The organism is Synechococcus sp. BIOS-U3-1 (genome assembly GCF_014279975.1).
Taxonomy (GTDB): Bacteria; Cyanobacteriota; Cyanobacteriia; order PCC-6307; family Cyanobiaceae; genus Synechococcus_C.
In genome coordinates this window covers 2589273-2602585 of sequence record NZ_CP047936.1, presented here as the reverse complement: position 1 = coordinate 2602585, position 13313 = coordinate 2589273, and the positions used below count along the sequence as shown (strand labels likewise).

Below are 13313 nucleotides of genomic sequence, written 5' to 3'. Positions count from 1 at the left end.
AGCGCCAGCGTGCCCACCAGTAATCCAGTGTTGGTCTGAAGGAATTGCAAGTGGAAGCTCACGGCTGGTTGAGGCTCTGGCATGAGACTCGTGTGTCGCAGTGGCGAACTTAGCTCACGCCGTCTGATGGTTCGTGATCAATTGACTGCTCAGCTTGCAACTGTGGCCTGAGGCTTTGTTGCGTTTTGGGAGGCCACTCCATCGAATAGATCTGACGTTGAGGAAAGGGAATGCTGATGTTCTCTTTCTCGAATCGTTTCCAGATTGCACGACGTAGATCACTGCCCACGTTGAAGGCGTCGAGAGGATTTGCCACCCAGAACAACATCTTGTAGTTGATTGAGGATTCCGCAAATTCAGTGACAAATGCCGCTGCAGGCGGATACTTCTTCACCTTGGAATGGTCTGCCGCGATCTCCAGCAGGATGTCGATAATTTTGTCGGGGTCGTGTCGATAGGCAGCACCCACCACCACGCTGTCGCGTCTAGAGGTTTCTGTCGCTGTGTAAGACGCGGCCTCCTGGGTGAAAAAGTTCTGATTGGGAATCAGTAGTTCGGCTCCATCACGACCTCGCTTCAACTGTGTGGCGCGCAAACCAAGTTTGCGAACGGTGCAGGGATCACCGTTGATCATCAGGATCTCCCCAGGCCGGACTGATCCTTCGAATAGCAGCCAGATGCTGCTGATGAAATTGGAGATGATTTCCTTGGTGCCAAAACCAATCCCCACTGACAAACCACCGGCGATTGCAATAAAGGCGTTGCCGTTGATGCCGATGTAATAAGCCACGCCGATGATGCCGATGCCGATTACGCTGTAGCGAAATAACAACTCCAGCCCGCGCTGATTGCGTTTCTGCACCCCGAAGATCACACCGCTCATCCAAGCCATTAGTGCTGCTGGCCTGGATGCAATGGTGACGATCAGGTAGATCGCCACAATGGCCGTATACAATTTGCCGAGAGTAATCTCAACTTCGAAGAGATTGGCGATCCCAATTCTTGCTAAATTCTCCTGACTGCCGAGCAAGCTCAGCAGCGACAACGTTGCTGTGAACACATAAATTGGCTTGAATAGTGTTGTTTCCACTTCTCCAATCGGGAAGCGGGGATTAGTTTTTTCCACCAACACTTTTAAGGGAGTGAACAGATTCCAGCCCAGCCAGAGCAGTCCGAAGTAACGCAGCAGTCCGTAGGGAACTTGTACGACTGCGAAGACTCCTGCGAGCAAAAGTAATAGAGCGGGCCCCAGCAACACGCGGATTGAATCCGGGAAGCGTTGATGTAGACCTGCTCGGTTGAGCAGGCGTTGAAGGTGTCGGTTGCGCCTTAGAAGGATGCTGCGTGTCCGTGCAATCAGCAGCACGATTAGCACCAGGATCAACTGAATCAGAACAGGCCAGCGCTCCACAAAGGACAGCCAACTGAGCATTTCGACCAGGATGTCTCCAGGAGCCACCGTGATCAGAGGATTAGAGAAGGTGGACATCATGAGGATGACCTCAAAACGGTCTGCAGTCGCTTGGCTCCCTTGGCGGGAGTTTTTGCCCCAAAAATCACATCATTGAGGATGTTTTGGATGCTTTTGGCAAGTTTTGGATTTGAATCGATGGCAGCCACAATCTCATCGCCAATTTTGATTTCTTCTTTGCCTGTGTAGATGTAGAGATTCTTGATTCCTGGAATCTGGCGGTTAATGATCGTGGCCGCTGCTGGATTCACGGGGTAGTTGGTTCGAAAACGCAGTGACCAGGTCTTCTGGGCCCATGGTTGAACGATGAATTGCATCAGCTCCTCTGCGGTCTGCCGCTGGCGTCGACTGGAGTTGCGGCCCAGACCCCAGACCTGGAGTTTGCTGATGGGTGTGGCCGGAGCTGCGGGTCCAGCGGGCAAAAGGGTCATGCCGAGATTGTCTTTCATCGCTTCTCTCAGTTGAGGTAACTGTGAGCTCCAGCAGCTGATCCAGTGCAGTTGTCCATTAATCAGCTGTTTGCGCAGGGTGGCCTGATCCCTGAGGAACATCACGTTCTGCTGATAGCTGGCATCCCGCAGCCAGCTGAGCCAGCGAACCAAACGCTGGTTTTGTTCGGCAGTGGGTTGTTGGCCTCGCAAGGAGCTCACCAGTGCGTTGCCCGCCTTGAACCCGCTCATGCTCCAGTAGAGGTCTTCAAAATTCTGGGTAATGCCAAACACCTGACCCTCACCGCTTTGTTTGGACATCAGTGCCAGCGTTGTCGGCGGCTCCTTGAGTTTGCGTTTGTCGTAACAGGCGAGCTGGAGGTACTGAGAGACAGGAAGACCTGTGAGCTCCCCGCCGGAGTTGGTGACGCGTTGCAGTAAGCCTGGCGCGATGGCGTTGCGTTGTTCTGCTGTGACGGGCACAGGGTCCAGCAGCTTTGCTTCGAAGAGTTGTTGGATGAGGCGGGCATCGCCCATCACAAGATCCGGCCCAAGTCCGCTCGAGGTCTGACGTTCCAGTTCCGATTGGACGGCAGCTTCTGAATAGAGAGCGGGTTGGATGCGCAGGCCTGGAACCACATCCCAAAGATTGTTCTGAAAGCTGCGTAAACGCCTCCGGTCCCTGGAACTGTCAGTCGGGGTGACTCTCTCATCGGTCGGCATGATGCGGGCCACCCGAAGCAATTTGATTGGGGTTCGACCGCTGCTGGTGCTGCAAGAGCTCAGCAGCCCAGCTGTGCAGAGAAGCCCCAGCAACAGCAGGCGCTGTCGGATCAGTGGTGCCCGGAGACGTTGATGTTGCACAGCAGCCTGCAAGTCTTCCTTCCAAGGGCTCAACGCTAAGCCTGATAAGGGTTGGGTCAGTGTTCTGATGTCACGAGTTGTCTGAGTCAGTGAGGTGCGGTTGTGTTGTTGCTGTGGTCCTAAGAACAGTGATGGCATTGATGGATGAAGGATGGAAGCAATCGTTCAGCTGATTGACATCGACGTTCTTCTTGCATGGCTGGAGTCGCCCGCAGGAGCCCTGCTGTTCATTCCTCTTTATGCCGTCTGGGTGACTTTGCTGCTGCCGGGGATCTGGGCTTCGATGCTGGCCGGTGCGTTGTACGGACCCTGGTGGGGCAGCCTGATCGTGTTTGCCGGGGCAACACTTGGGGCGGAGGCTGCGTTCCTTCTTGGTAGGAACTGGCTTAGGGGCTGGGCGCAGCAGCGTCTGAGTCGTTTTCCGAAGTTGCTGGCGATTGAGAAGGCCGTCAGTCGGGAGGGGTTTCGTTTGGTGCTACTCACGCGCCTTTCCCCCGCTTTTCCGTTTTCTTTGCTGAACCTGGCTTACGGATTGAGTGAGGTGAGCCTGCGTGATTACAACCTCGGCCTGATCGGGATCATTCCCGGCACGATTTTGTTCTGTGCTCTCGGTGCTCTGGCCGGCAGCGCTGCCAGTTTTGGTGAGGTGCTGGCTGGAGAGACCTCCGCGCAGGCCTGGGTGCTTCGGGTCGTGGGAGTGCTGGCCACGGTGGGTGTGGTGTGGCTGGTGGGACGCTCAGCCCGCAAAGCTCTTCAGGAACCAGGCGCTGATGTTCAGGATCCTGAGGTCTGATCAGGATCAGGCAGACGCCAGTCACGCAGAGCGGCGATTACAACAAACCAACCCAGCCGGGTTTTGGATGCGAATCCGCTGCGGCTGCTGAGGTCGGCATATTTGGCTCGACCGCACTCCGTTTTGATCCACCTGAAGATGGTTGGGTGATCTCTCTCTGAGTTGTTCATTGCCTTGATGGAAGCGCTGAAGTACCGCTGAATTTGTTGATCTGATTGGGAATCACGCTGATCGTGATCTTGGCGTCATCAAGGTTGAACTCTTCTTTGGCGCTTTTCATGATGGTGTCGGAGAGCTCATTGGCCAATTCTTCGCTGAGAACACCCTTTGGTGCGCTGAAGACCAGATCCACGTCGGCTTTGTTGTTAAGTACCCGCACATTGCTGAACAGCAGGCGCACCCTCTGCCACAGATAGGGGTTCTTGCTGGTGATCTTGAGTTGATTGACCTGACCTGCTTTGAAGGTGTCGAACCTGCTGACAATTTCCTGCCTGATGCTGAAGTCGTGCAGAGCTGAAGACAGGGGAACGCATAACAAACCAAGTAGAGCCAGCCACACCAGCAGATTGCGCCAACACTGAACGACGCTTCCATAGCGCTGAACGAGAAAGATGAACAGGCTGGCCACCGTGATCCCGATCAAATTGACCAGAAACAGCAGGAAGGAGCCTTCGGAGATCTGATTGGTGAGACCGGCCACCGTGCCGCGACCAAACACCGCCACCACCTCATTGCCCATGCTCAGGCCGATGCCGCAGACGCACAGTGGTGGCACCAATGCCACGGCGATGGCCACACCGGCCAGTGAATTGGAGAGCCGTTCACGGGTCATGCTGAAGGATCCGGCCACAGCAGCCGCCACGGCCACTCCGAGGTCAATCAGGTTGGGCGCTGTGCGGGAGGTCATCTCTCGGTTCACCTCACTGACATCCAGTAGTGATGACAGCAATGCTGCGGTGGCGATCACGGTGAGCACGCCAATCACAACCGTTAGCAGCGAGCGCTTTGCAAGCTTGTTGTTGCTGATGGAGAGTGCAAAAGCGAGGCTGAGGATCGGATCCATCAGCGGCGCCACGATCATGGCTCCGATCACCACCGCCGTGCTGTTGGCGATCAGTCCCAGAGTGGCGATCACCGCTGCGCACAGCAGCAGCACGAAAAAGCCAAGTGAGGGCTTGGATGAAGCGATTCGGGCCTGGTAGAGCTCCTTGCGTGGGATCCGGTTTTCGAGGTTGATCTTCCACTCACCGGACAAATTGTCCAGAACGCTTCGACGGGGAGATGAGGAGTCCACTGGGGCTAGATGCTGGACATAACTGCCTGTTCAGTCTCCGCCATCACATCCCTTGGTCGGATGCATTGACCATGGGCAATGCTTGTTAAGTGTCGATGGATTGGAGCAAGGCGATCAGTCCCGCTTCATCGATCACGCTGACGCCCAGTTTGGTGGCCTTCTCGAGTTTGCTGCCAGCCTCGTCTCCAGCGAGCACGAAGGAGGTCTTTTTGCTCACGGAGCCACTGACCTTGCCCCCTGCGGCTTCAATCAGCTCTTTCGCCTGAGTGCGACTCATGGAGGGAAGCGTTCCGGTGAGGACCACGGTTTGGCCAGAGAGCACTCCGATCGTGCTGTTGCGGCTTGCCAGGTCTTGGCGCTCCTGCTCACTGGTGGCCAGGGAGAGGCCCACGGCTTGAAGCTGCTGAATCAGCGTTTGATTGGCTCCGGTGTTGAACCATTGCTGCAGGCTCTGAGTGATCTCGAGACCAATACCATGCAGCTCGCTGATCGCTTCAGGATGATCAACGGCTGCTTGGGCAAGCGTGTCGACGTCTGGAAATGCTGCGGCGAGTGCTTTGGCGTTGACCTCGCCCACATGGTGGATGCCGAGTCCATAGAGCTGGCGTGCCCATGGCTGGGCACGGGACGCCTTCATGGCTGATAAAAGGTTTTCAGCACTTTTTTCACCCATCCGTTCCAGGCTGCTCAGCAGCGCGATATCCAGGCGATACAGGTCGGAGATCGCGCGCACGAGCCCCCTCTCCACGAGCTGTTCGATCAATTTGCCGCCCATTCCTTCCACGTCGAGAGCTCCCTTACTGACCCAGTGACGCAGCGCACCGCGCAGGATTGCCGGGCAGCTGCTGTTCACGCAGCGAGTGGCGGCTTCACCGCTTTCTCGAACCAGCTCGGAGCTGCAGCTGGGGCACTGATGGGGAAGGTCAAGGGGTTGAGCACCTTCAGGTCTGAGTTCGGCAAGCACTCGCAGCACTTCAGGGATGATCTCTCCGGCCTTGCGCACCACGATCGTGTCGCCGCTGTGGAGATCCAGTTCCGCCAGTCGATCAGCGTTGTGCAGGGTGGCGCGACTAACGCTGGTTCCTGCCAAAGCAACCGGTTCGAATTCGGCCACTGGAGTGATCACGCCGGTGCGCCCCACCTGGCAAGTGAGGCGTACCAGTCGGCTTGGAGCTTCCTCGGCTGGGTATTTCAGAGCGATGGCCCAGCGTGGTGCTTTCTGTGTGAAGCCTGCGGAGTCCTGGAGGCGCAGGTCGTCGAGCTTCACCACCACTCCATCTGTGGCGTAGTCAAGGTCGTGACGGCGGCTGTCCCATGTGTTGAAGAAGGTCTCCACCGCAGCAAGATCCGGCAGAAGGGATGCATTGGGATTCACGCGGAAGCCAGCGCTTCTCAGCCAGCTGAGGCATTCCCACTGGCTGGTCGGACGTGGCCCATCCCAGTCGTCCGGTAAGTGCAGTGTGTACGCGAAGAAGTCCAGCCGTCGTGCCGCCACCACTTTCGGATCGAGCTGGCGCAGGGTGCCGGCACAGGCATTGCGGGGATTGGCGAACAGTGGTTCATCCCGCGCTGCCCGCTCGGCATTGATGGCAGCGAAGGTGCGATCGGGAATCAGCGCTTCGCCACGAACTTCCACCCAAGGCGGTGGTGGATCGAGTTGCAGCCTCAGCGGGATCGAAGCGATGGTGCGCACATTGGGGGTGATCACTTCTCCCTGTTCGCCATCACCGCGGGTGGTGCCGCGGATCAGCACGCCGTCCTCGTAGCTGAGAGCCAGGGCATTGCCGTCGATTTTGAGCTCACCGACCATCGCCAGTGCTGGCATAGGAGTATCCGCTTGTGGCTCTCTGTCGAGCACCTTCAGCAGACGTGCGTACCAGCTGCGCAACTCTTCGGGACTGAATGCGTTGTCGAGGCTGAACAGCGGGATGCGGTGGGTCACGCTGGTGAAGCCTTCGGAGGGCGTTCCACCCACGCGCTGGGTCGGGCTATCAGTGGTCACCAGTTCTGGGTGATTCGTCTCTAGGTCCAGCAGTTCGCGGTAAAGCCGGTCATAGATCGCGTCTTCCAGCTCGGGAGCATCCAGCACGTAGTACGCGTGGGCGGCTCGGGTGAGCAGTTCCCTCAGTTCAGCGGCTCGCTCGCTGAACTGATTGGGAGCGGTGTCTGGAGCTGGCGCTGTCACGGGCAGGACAAATCAGCTCTTGACGGGGGTGATGCGCTCGATTTTCCAGCTGTCTTCCGCCTTGGTGAAGGTGAAGTCGAGGGGCATCTCCTCCTTGTTTTCCGCGATTAGCTTCACGGTGAGAATCATGCTGCCCTCTTGCAGGCGGGGCCGGCCCGATTTGAGGTTGCGAAAGCGGTTGAGTTTCAGGCCAGCCAGGAAGCGAATGAACTGCTGTCGGTTGACGTGCTGCCGGTACGACTTGGTGGTGAGCAGATAGGCCGCATCCACTCGACCCGCCGCCACCTGCGTGAAAAACTGCTTGATCAGCGGGTTGATGCCGCGGGCGCTGAGGACCAGCTTCACGGCCGTGACCGTCCAATAAAGAAGCAGGGCGCCTCCACCGGCCAGGAGGGCCTTGCTCCCGATCTCCCGCACCAGACCCAGATCCATCAGCTGTTTCCAAGTGAGTGCAGAGTCTGACTGACGGACCGCTGGATGGAGGCAGACTGGGCCGACGTTGTTGTCAAGGCCTTCGCCATTCATGCCGCTCGAGCCGCTGCTCCCTCTGTTTCATCGCCTGAATCGGGAGCATTTCGAGGGAGCCCTCTGCCAAGGACATCAACCCCTGCTGGCGTTGCGTTGGAGTGATGGTCGCCTGCGCCGTACAGCTGGTCTCTACCGACGAGGCCCTGCAGTGGCTCCTCCATTCGGGCGTGAAATTGTGTTGTCCAGACCATTGCTGGACCCTTTGCCGAGAGAGGCCACGGAAAGCACCCTCTGTCACGAGATGATCCACGCCTGGGTGGACCTGGTGCTGAAGCGAGAGGAAGGGCATGGACCTTGCTTTCGGCATCGCATGGAGGTCATCAACGCGGCCCAGAACCGGTTCGAGGTCAGTGTCCGCCATCGCTTTCCTGTGCCGCAGAGCTCTCCGCGTTGGATCGCGATCTGTCCTCAGTGCGGGCACCAAACTCCCTATCGCCGCAAGATGCGGCAGGCGGCGTGTCGATTGTGCTGCGATCGGCTTCATGGGGGTCGCTGGAATGCCAGTTGTCTGCTTCGCTACGAACCTGCACCGGAGGTGAGCTGAGCGGGATGGAGGTTTTTCTCTGGGTGTTGGAGGTTGGTGGTGTTTCGATCGTTCTGATTGGTCTGCAACGAGAGCGTTGGTTGCAGCACAGACGTCGGTAACGTCAGAGCATGGATTCACGTCGACAACGCTCGCAGCGCAGTCCTGATCCCTTGGACCGGCGGCTTGACCGGTGGTTAGACACCGGACGTCAGCTCGTGGACGGTGTTTCGGGGGCCAGGCCGGGGCGTCGCAGTTTCGACCGGCTGGATGGCGCCTCCCGCTTGGACGCGATGGGTCGTTGGGTTGGTGACCGAATCGACTGGCTGTTGGATGAAGAGGATGACTGGCGTGAGCTGTCTGAGCGGCCGCAGAGTCTGCAGTCCGCACGCCAAGGGCGAGCGGACGTCCCTTCATCAGTTGAACGATCAACGCCTGCCAGACGCAAACGCCCACTCCAGGCGCTCTCCCGCCGCCAGCCGATGTTGCCTCCGCCAGTGGCCTCGACAGCGTCTATGAGGTCGTCTTCGCAGCCGTCTGATAGTGAGGATGTTTGGCCAGAAGACGATAGTTTCCGGGTGGAGCGCTGGAAGCGATCTGTCAGCCGTGATGCCGTTGTGGATCCTGGGTCTTCGCCCACATCATCTCCGCCAACACATTCACCGCCAACAGCCTCATCGCCAACCTCTCGGTCGTCATCTCGACGCTCCTTGCCGCGTTCCAGTCGCCGTCGCGATTAAGCGCCCGCATTCCTATCTATGGTTGGGACCATTGCATCAACACGATGAGCAATCTTGTGGTGATTGGTTTCCCGAAGGTGGAAGAAGCTGAGCAGGTTCGGCTTGAGCTGGTGGCGATCCAGGAAGAGCACCTGATCACCCTCGAGGATGCTGTGGTCCTTGAACATGGCAGTGATGGTCACGTGCACCTTCGTCAGGCCATCAATACGACAGCGGCCGGTGCGATGGGCGGAAGCTTCTGGGGACTGCTGATCGGACTGATCTTCGCCAACCCGCTGCTTGGTGTGGCCGCTGGTGCCGGTGCCGGTGCTGCTTCAGGAGCTCTCAGTGACATTGGCATCAACGACAAGTTTCTCAAGGAGCTCACTGAAACCCTGCCTGAGGGCAGTGCAGCACTGGCTCTACTCGTACGGGATTCAACGCCTGATCGCGTGATTGAGCGCTTGCGTCGTCACGTGCCCAATGCCCGTTTGGTGCACACCAGCCTCAGCTACACGGATGAGGAGAAGCTCAAAGAACAGTTGGAGCAGGCCCGCAAGCAGGCCGAAGCCTTGCGGTTGGCCTGATCCAAAAGCAACTCAGTGCCGGCTGCTGACTGGCCGGCACACCTGATAGCTGCAGCCACGTCGGCTCAGTTGATGGTTGACGTCCTCCACCAGATCGGTGGGCAGCTCTTCAGCCATCTGATCTGCGGTGGTGGTGATCGACGGGGAGCCAGCCGTCATGGCCTCCAGTAGATCTGTCCATTGGCCGATGCGCTCAGATCGCGTCACGGGTCTGTAACCAAATCGCTCCAGGACGTTTGCGCAGAGATCAGCGTTCCAAAGCACCGAACGTCCACCCCTATGTGGCGTGCGTTGTTCAACGGCACCTGCTGTGAGCGCTGCGTCCGTGGGACGTCCCTGTCGGTCCCGCCATCCTTCATGCTCGAGAGCTCGGCCGCAGTGGATGGAGGAGATGCCGAAATTGCGGCCCAGATCGTTGAGGGTTACCCAGGTGGAGGTCGCCATGGAACCATTGCCGATGTGGCCATGATTGCTTCAGTACACCAGTCGGCAAGTTGTCAAGTGAAAATCCGCATCAAACGCTGATTTTCTTCATGACGTTGCATGAAGCGGTCGTCTTGGCGCTTCGCCCAGCCAGCGCTCAAGAGCAGGGCTGAACACTTCACGGATCACGGTGAGCTCTTTCCCTTGCCGGAAGAAGCGGTAATGGCGGCTCCAGAAGGGTCCGCGTTCGCCAAATCCTTCTTCCAGCCAAGGTTCCGTGACGAGTGCCAGTCCGTCCACCTCACGGAAGAGTTCTGAGCGCCCTTGGGTGAGGCTGAGCCAGATCGGCTGCTCACGGTTGCTCAGATTGCGCTCGGCTTCGTCTTTGTTCCACCAGCTTTCTGCCCAGGCGAGCGTGGTGTCACCACAGTTCAGCCAGACCTGACGGCGCAGCAGGGGTGGTTCCAGTTCCTGAACCTCCGCTGGACGTGCTCCGCCGGTTGCGTCGTTGAGGCTGTCGTCCGCGTCCATTGCGATCAAATTCACTTGCACGCTGTGACCAGTGAGCAAGCGCAGGTGTCTGGTGGGACTGCCATCTCCCAACAGCATCAGTCGCCATGGGCCCGGCAGCCAGCCAGGTTCCTCGCCAGCCAGAACAGAGGATGTGGGGGCTTCCCACAGCACGGAAGGGGAGGGAATCAGGGAGCTCAAGGTGTTCAGAAAGCACCTCCGACACTGAGGGATTGAGTTGCACCCGATCGCTCAATGACCGCGCCGTTAGCGCTGACGCTTTGCAGAGTCCAGCCGCTGTTGCCGATTGATTCACCGGGAACAGTGGAGAGGGATAGCCCGCCGAGTTGAAAGATGGCTGAGCCGTCGCCGTTGCCAGCGTGGACAACACCAACCAGCAGAGGTTGGGGTGCGATTGATGGTGTTTGGTCAGCGATTGAGGCGGTGCTGCTGAACTCGGTTGTCGGCAGTGGAACCGTGATCGGGTCCAGTTTTGTCGCCGCTGCGTTTGGTAGTGCGGTGATCTCCAGTTCGTCTGCTTCTGAAGTCGCTTCGGTTAACGGCTCCGTGACCGTCTGCGATGTGATTGTTGGAGCAGGCTTGCTTTGGTTGTTCCTGCTTTGAACGGGTTGGTTGTTGCGCAGTCGTTCGATCAAGGCGAGATTGCCTTCCCGCTCCAGCGCCTGCTGGCTCAGCTTCCACTGCAGTGCCAGGCCGCTGCTGCCCAGTACGGCAATCAGACCCAGGGCCGCCAGGCTCACTTGCGGCCAGGTGAGTGCAGGGAGATTGAGAGTGTTTGTTTCTGCCTGAGCTTCTTGAGCTCCCTGCGCTGACTGAGCTGTCTGGGGATAGACCTGGACCTGCACGGTCTTCAGGATGTTGTCTCCGTCAGTGAACACGCGGTCCATGACCTGTTCGGCGCGCAGGTTCCAGTAAGCCTTGGACGTGGAGATTCGAGGGGGCAACGTAGACCGGTGAGTCCACCAACGCTATCGAGCGTTTGCGCTGGAGGCGAGTGATGCCTTGCTCTGGTTGCGGCGCTGCTGCAGTTCCAGCCAGACGAGCAGGGCGCTGAGATCTGCCTGGCTGACACCGGGAATCTGGCTGGCCTGTCCCAGGGTGAGCGGGCGCACGTCGGTCAGTTTTTCGCGGGCTTCGCGTGACAGCGTGTTGATGTTGGCGTAATCGATCCCTGCGGGCAGTTTGCGTTTGCCCTGACGTCTCACCTGATCGATCTGTTGCTGTTGCCTCTGGAGATAGCCGCTGTATTTGATATCAATCTCAGCCCCTTCTCTGACGGGTAGCGGCAGGTCGGCATCGGCGAGGCCATGGCGTACGAGGTCTGCTGCGTGCATGCCTGGTCGGCGCAGCAGATCGGCCAGGGTGATCGACCCTTTGATTGGTGCGCCGGTTTCCGCTTCCACAGCTGCTGCCACCGGGTCGCTCACTTTGAGCCGTTGGCTCTGCAGCCGCTGTTTTTCGGTTTCCATGGCAGCGAGTTTTTGCTCGAACAACTGCCAGCGGCGGTCATCGATCAGTCCGAGTTCCCGGCCTAGAGGGGTGAGGCGCCTGTCAGCGTTGTCGCCGCGAAGCACGAGGCGGTATTCGCTGCGGCTGGTGAGCACCCTGTAGGGCTCGTGCAGATCTTTGCTCACGAGATCATCGATCATGGTGCCGATGTAGCTGCTCTCCCGGGAGAAGTGCATCGCCTCCTGGCCGCGGATGCGTCGAACGGCGTTGAGTCCGGCGACTAGGCCCTGAGCAGCGGCCTCTTCGTAGCCGGTTGTGCCGTTGAGCTGGCCTGCGCTGAACAGCCCTTCCACCCGCTTGGTTTCCAGCGACGGCAGCAGCTGGGTGGCTGGCAGGTAGTCGTAATCCACCGAGTAAGCCGGTCTCAGCATCACGCACTGTTCCAGTCCTGGGAGGCTGCGTAGCAATTGCAGCTGGATGGGCTCCGGGAGCCCGGTGGAGAATCCCTGCACATAGATCTCAGGTGTGTCACGACCTTCGGGTTCCAGGAAGATCTGGTGGCTGTCCTTGTCCGCAAAGCGAACGATCTTGTCTTCAATAGAGGGGCAGTAGCGGGGCCCCTTGCTGTCGATCACGCCGCCGTAGATCGCCGTGAGGTGCAGGTTGTCCTTGATCAGCTGATGGGTTGCAGCTGTGGTGCGGGTGATGTGACAGCTCATCTGCTCACCACTGCTCCATGAGCCTGGGTCAAAAGAGAAAAAGCGATCTGCGGCGTCGCTGGGTTGTTCTTCCAGCTGATCGAGAGCGATGCTGCGCCGATCGACACGCGCTGGAGTGCCGGTTTTGAGCCGGTCGGTGTGGAAGCCAAGCTGCTGCAGGGCTTCGGTCAGCCCTTCGGCAGCCTGCTCCCCGGCCCGGCCAGCGGCCATCGACTGGTGCCCCACCCAGATGCGGCCCCCAAGAAAGGTACCGGCGGTGAGCACCACGGCCTTGGCGCCATAAGTACTGCCGAAATAGGTGCGCACGCCTTTGATGCGTGCAGCTGGTCCTTGGCTTGGATTCCAGGTTTCTCCGCCGCCGTTTGGATCGCCGTCGATTTCCAATCCGGTGACCATCGCTTCGCGCAGAGCCAGGTTGGGAGTGTGTTGCAGCAGTTGCAGCATTTGGCGCGAATACTGCCGTTTGTCGGTCTGGGCACGTAGGGCCCAGACCGCAGGGCCGCGGCTGGCATTGAGAACTCGCTTTTGGATGGCTGTGGCATCGGCGAGGCGCCCAATGACGCCGCCGAGAGCATCCACTTCATGCACCAGCTGGCTTTTGGCCGGCCCACCAACGGCTGGATTACAGGGCTGCCAGGCGATCCGATCGAGATTGAGGGTAAACAGGGCGGTGTTCAGTCCGAGGCGGGCAGCGGTGATGGCGGCTTCGCAGCCTGCATGGCCTCCTCCCACGACGATCACGTCGAACACTTCGGTGGGAGCTGTGGAGCCGGTCATGGCTTCATTCTCCAACGCCAGA

General features: G+C 58.8%; 14 protein-coding genes. 4 read left to right on the top strand and 10 right to left on the bottom strand.

Annotated elements, in window-relative coordinates:
• Positions 1-109: 109 nt before the first annotated feature.
• Both SynBIOSU31_RS14030 and SynBIOSU31_RS14025 read right to left on the bottom strand, forming a co-directional pair.
• Positions 110-1492 (bottom strand): mechanosensitive ion channel family protein, encoded by a 1383-nt coding sequence (locus tag SynBIOSU31_RS14030; RefSeq protein WP_370593637.1) that lies wholly within the window; start codon positions 1490-1492, stop codon positions 110-112.
• Entirely contained in the window at positions 1489-2901 is a 1413-nt protein-coding gene (locus SynBIOSU31_RS14025; protein ID WP_255477273.1) for an extracellular solute-binding protein, read from the bottom strand. The genes SynBIOSU31_RS14030 and SynBIOSU31_RS14025 overlap by 4 nt, the downstream gene beginning before the upstream one ends.
• A 13-nt stretch (positions 2902-2914) precedes the next feature.
• Here SynBIOSU31_RS14025 and SynBIOSU31_RS14020 point away from each other — a divergent pair, with 13 nt between their 5' ends.
• Positions 2915-3556, top strand: coding sequence for a TVP38/TMEM64 family protein (locus SynBIOSU31_RS14020; protein ID WP_186491002.1), 642 nt, complete (start codon positions 2915-2917; stop codon positions 3554-3556).
• Here the strand turns inward: SynBIOSU31_RS14020 and SynBIOSU31_RS14015 are convergent.
• The 4 genes from SynBIOSU31_RS14015 to SynBIOSU31_RS14000 form a co-directional block, all read right to left on the bottom strand.
• The gene (locus SynBIOSU31_RS14015; protein ID WP_186491000.1) at positions 3538-3726 is read right to left on the bottom strand and encodes a hypothetical protein; all 189 of its coding nucleotides are present in this window, start codon (positions 3724-3726) and stop codon (positions 3538-3540) included. The genes SynBIOSU31_RS14020 and SynBIOSU31_RS14015 overlap by 19 nt on opposite strands.
• Positions 3723-4850, bottom strand: a complete 1128-nt coding sequence (locus SynBIOSU31_RS14010) for a TIGR00341 family protein (protein ID WP_186490999.1) — start codon at positions 4848-4850, stop codon at positions 3723-3725. The genes SynBIOSU31_RS14015 and SynBIOSU31_RS14010 overlap by 4 nt, the downstream gene beginning before the upstream one ends.
• A gap of 85 nt (positions 4851-4935) precedes the next feature.
• Positions 4936-7035 (bottom strand): NAD-dependent DNA ligase LigA, encoded by a 2100-nt coding sequence (gene ligA / locus SynBIOSU31_RS14005; protein WP_186490997.1) that lies wholly within the window; start codon positions 7033-7035, stop codon positions 4936-4938.
• Between the two features lie 12 nt (positions 7036-7047).
• Complete coding sequence (locus tag SynBIOSU31_RS14000; protein WP_186493131.1) at positions 7048-7467, bottom strand: hypothetical protein; 420 nt, start codon at positions 7465-7467, stop codon at positions 7048-7050.
• Positions 7468-7558: 91 nt separating this feature from the next.
• Here SynBIOSU31_RS14000 and SynBIOSU31_RS13995 point away from each other — a divergent pair, with 91 nt between their 5' ends.
• The 3 genes from SynBIOSU31_RS13995 to SynBIOSU31_RS13985 all read left to right on the top strand — a co-directional run bounded on the left by SynBIOSU31_RS13995 (position 7559) and on the right by SynBIOSU31_RS13985 (position 9392).
• Complete coding sequence (locus tag SynBIOSU31_RS13995) at positions 7559-8107, top strand: SprT family zinc-dependent metalloprotease (protein ID WP_186490995.1); 549 nt, start codon at positions 7559-7561, stop codon at positions 8105-8107.
• Between the two features lie 110 nt (positions 8108-8217).
• A complete protein-coding gene (locus SynBIOSU31_RS13990) occupies positions 8218-8826 on the top strand; it encodes an RNA helicase (RefSeq protein WP_186490993.1) in 609 nt (202 codons plus the stop codon).
• 44 nt (positions 8827-8870) lie between these two features.
• Positions 8871-9392 (top strand): DUF1269 domain-containing protein, encoded by a 522-nt coding sequence (locus SynBIOSU31_RS13985; protein WP_186490991.1) that lies wholly within the window; start codon positions 8871-8873, stop codon positions 9390-9392.
• Between the two features lie 12 nt (positions 9393-9404).
• Here SynBIOSU31_RS13985 and SynBIOSU31_RS13980 read toward each other — a convergent pair whose 3' ends face one another.
• From SynBIOSU31_RS13980 to mnmG, 4 genes are all read right to left on the bottom strand, one after another.
• Positions 9405-9836 carry a hypothetical protein gene (locus tag SynBIOSU31_RS13980; protein ID WP_186490989.1) on the bottom strand — a complete coding sequence of 144 codons (432 nt, stop codon included), beginning with the start codon at positions 9834-9836 and terminating at the stop codon, positions 9405-9407.
• An 87-nt stretch (positions 9837-9923) separates the two neighbouring features.
• The gene (locus tag SynBIOSU31_RS13975; protein WP_186493130.1) at positions 9924-10517 is read right to left on the bottom strand and encodes a chorismate lyase; all 594 of its coding nucleotides are present in this window, start codon (positions 10515-10517) and stop codon (positions 9924-9926) included.
• 14 nt (positions 10518-10531) lie between these two features.
• On the bottom strand, positions 10532-11290 hold the full coding sequence (locus tag SynBIOSU31_RS13970) for a hypothetical protein (RefSeq protein WP_186490987.1): 759 nt from the start codon (positions 11288-11290) through the stop codon (positions 10532-10534).
• 24 nt (positions 11291-11314) lie between these two features.
• Entirely contained in the window at positions 11315-13291 is a 1977-nt protein-coding gene (gene mnmG / locus SynBIOSU31_RS13965; RefSeq protein WP_186490985.1) for a tRNA uridine-5-carboxymethylaminomethyl(34) synthesis enzyme MnmG, read from the bottom strand.
• Positions 13292-13313 lie beyond the last annotated feature (22 nt).

What these genes read in the sequence shown, in the direction of transcription:
- SynBIOSU31_RS14030 (WP_370593637.1), bottom strand. Translation starts at nt 1,492, where the DNA reads ATGATGTCCACCTTCTCTAATCCTCTGATCACGGTGGCTCCTGGAGAC.
- SynBIOSU31_RS14025 (WP_255477273.1), bottom strand. Translation starts at nt 2,901, where the DNA reads ATGCCATCACTGTTCTTAGGACCACAGCAACAACACAACCGCACCTCA.
- SynBIOSU31_RS14020 (WP_186491002.1), top strand. Translation starts at nt 2,915, where the DNA reads ATGGAAGCAATCGTTCAGCTGATTGACATCGACGTTCTTCTTGCATGG.
- SynBIOSU31_RS14015 (WP_186491000.1), bottom strand. Translation starts at nt 3,726, where the DNA reads ATGAACAACTCAGAGAGAGATCACCCAACCATCTTCAGGTGGATCAAA.
- SynBIOSU31_RS14000 (WP_186493131.1), bottom strand. Translation starts at nt 7,467, where the DNA reads ATGGATCTGGGTCTGGTGCGGGAGATCGGGAGCAAGGCCCTCCTGGCC.
- SynBIOSU31_RS13995 (WP_186490995.1), top strand. Translation starts at nt 7,559, where the DNA reads ATGCCGCTCGAGCCGCTGCTCCCTCTGTTTCATCGCCTGAATCGGGAG.
- SynBIOSU31_RS13990 (WP_186490993.1), top strand. Translation starts at nt 8,218, where the DNA reads ATGGATTCACGTCGACAACGCTCGCAGCGCAGTCCTGATCCCTTGGAC.
- SynBIOSU31_RS13985 (WP_186490991.1), top strand. Translation starts at nt 8,871, where the DNA reads ATGAGCAATCTTGTGGTGATTGGTTTCCCGAAGGTGGAAGAAGCTGAG.
- SynBIOSU31_RS13980 (WP_186490989.1), bottom strand. Translation starts at nt 9,836, where the DNA reads ATGGCGACCTCCACCTGGGTAACCCTCAACGATCTGGGCCGCAATTTC.
- mnmG (WP_186490985.1), bottom strand. Translation starts at nt 13,291, where the DNA reads ATGACCGGCTCCACAGCTCCCACCGAAGTGTTCGACGTGATCGTCGTG.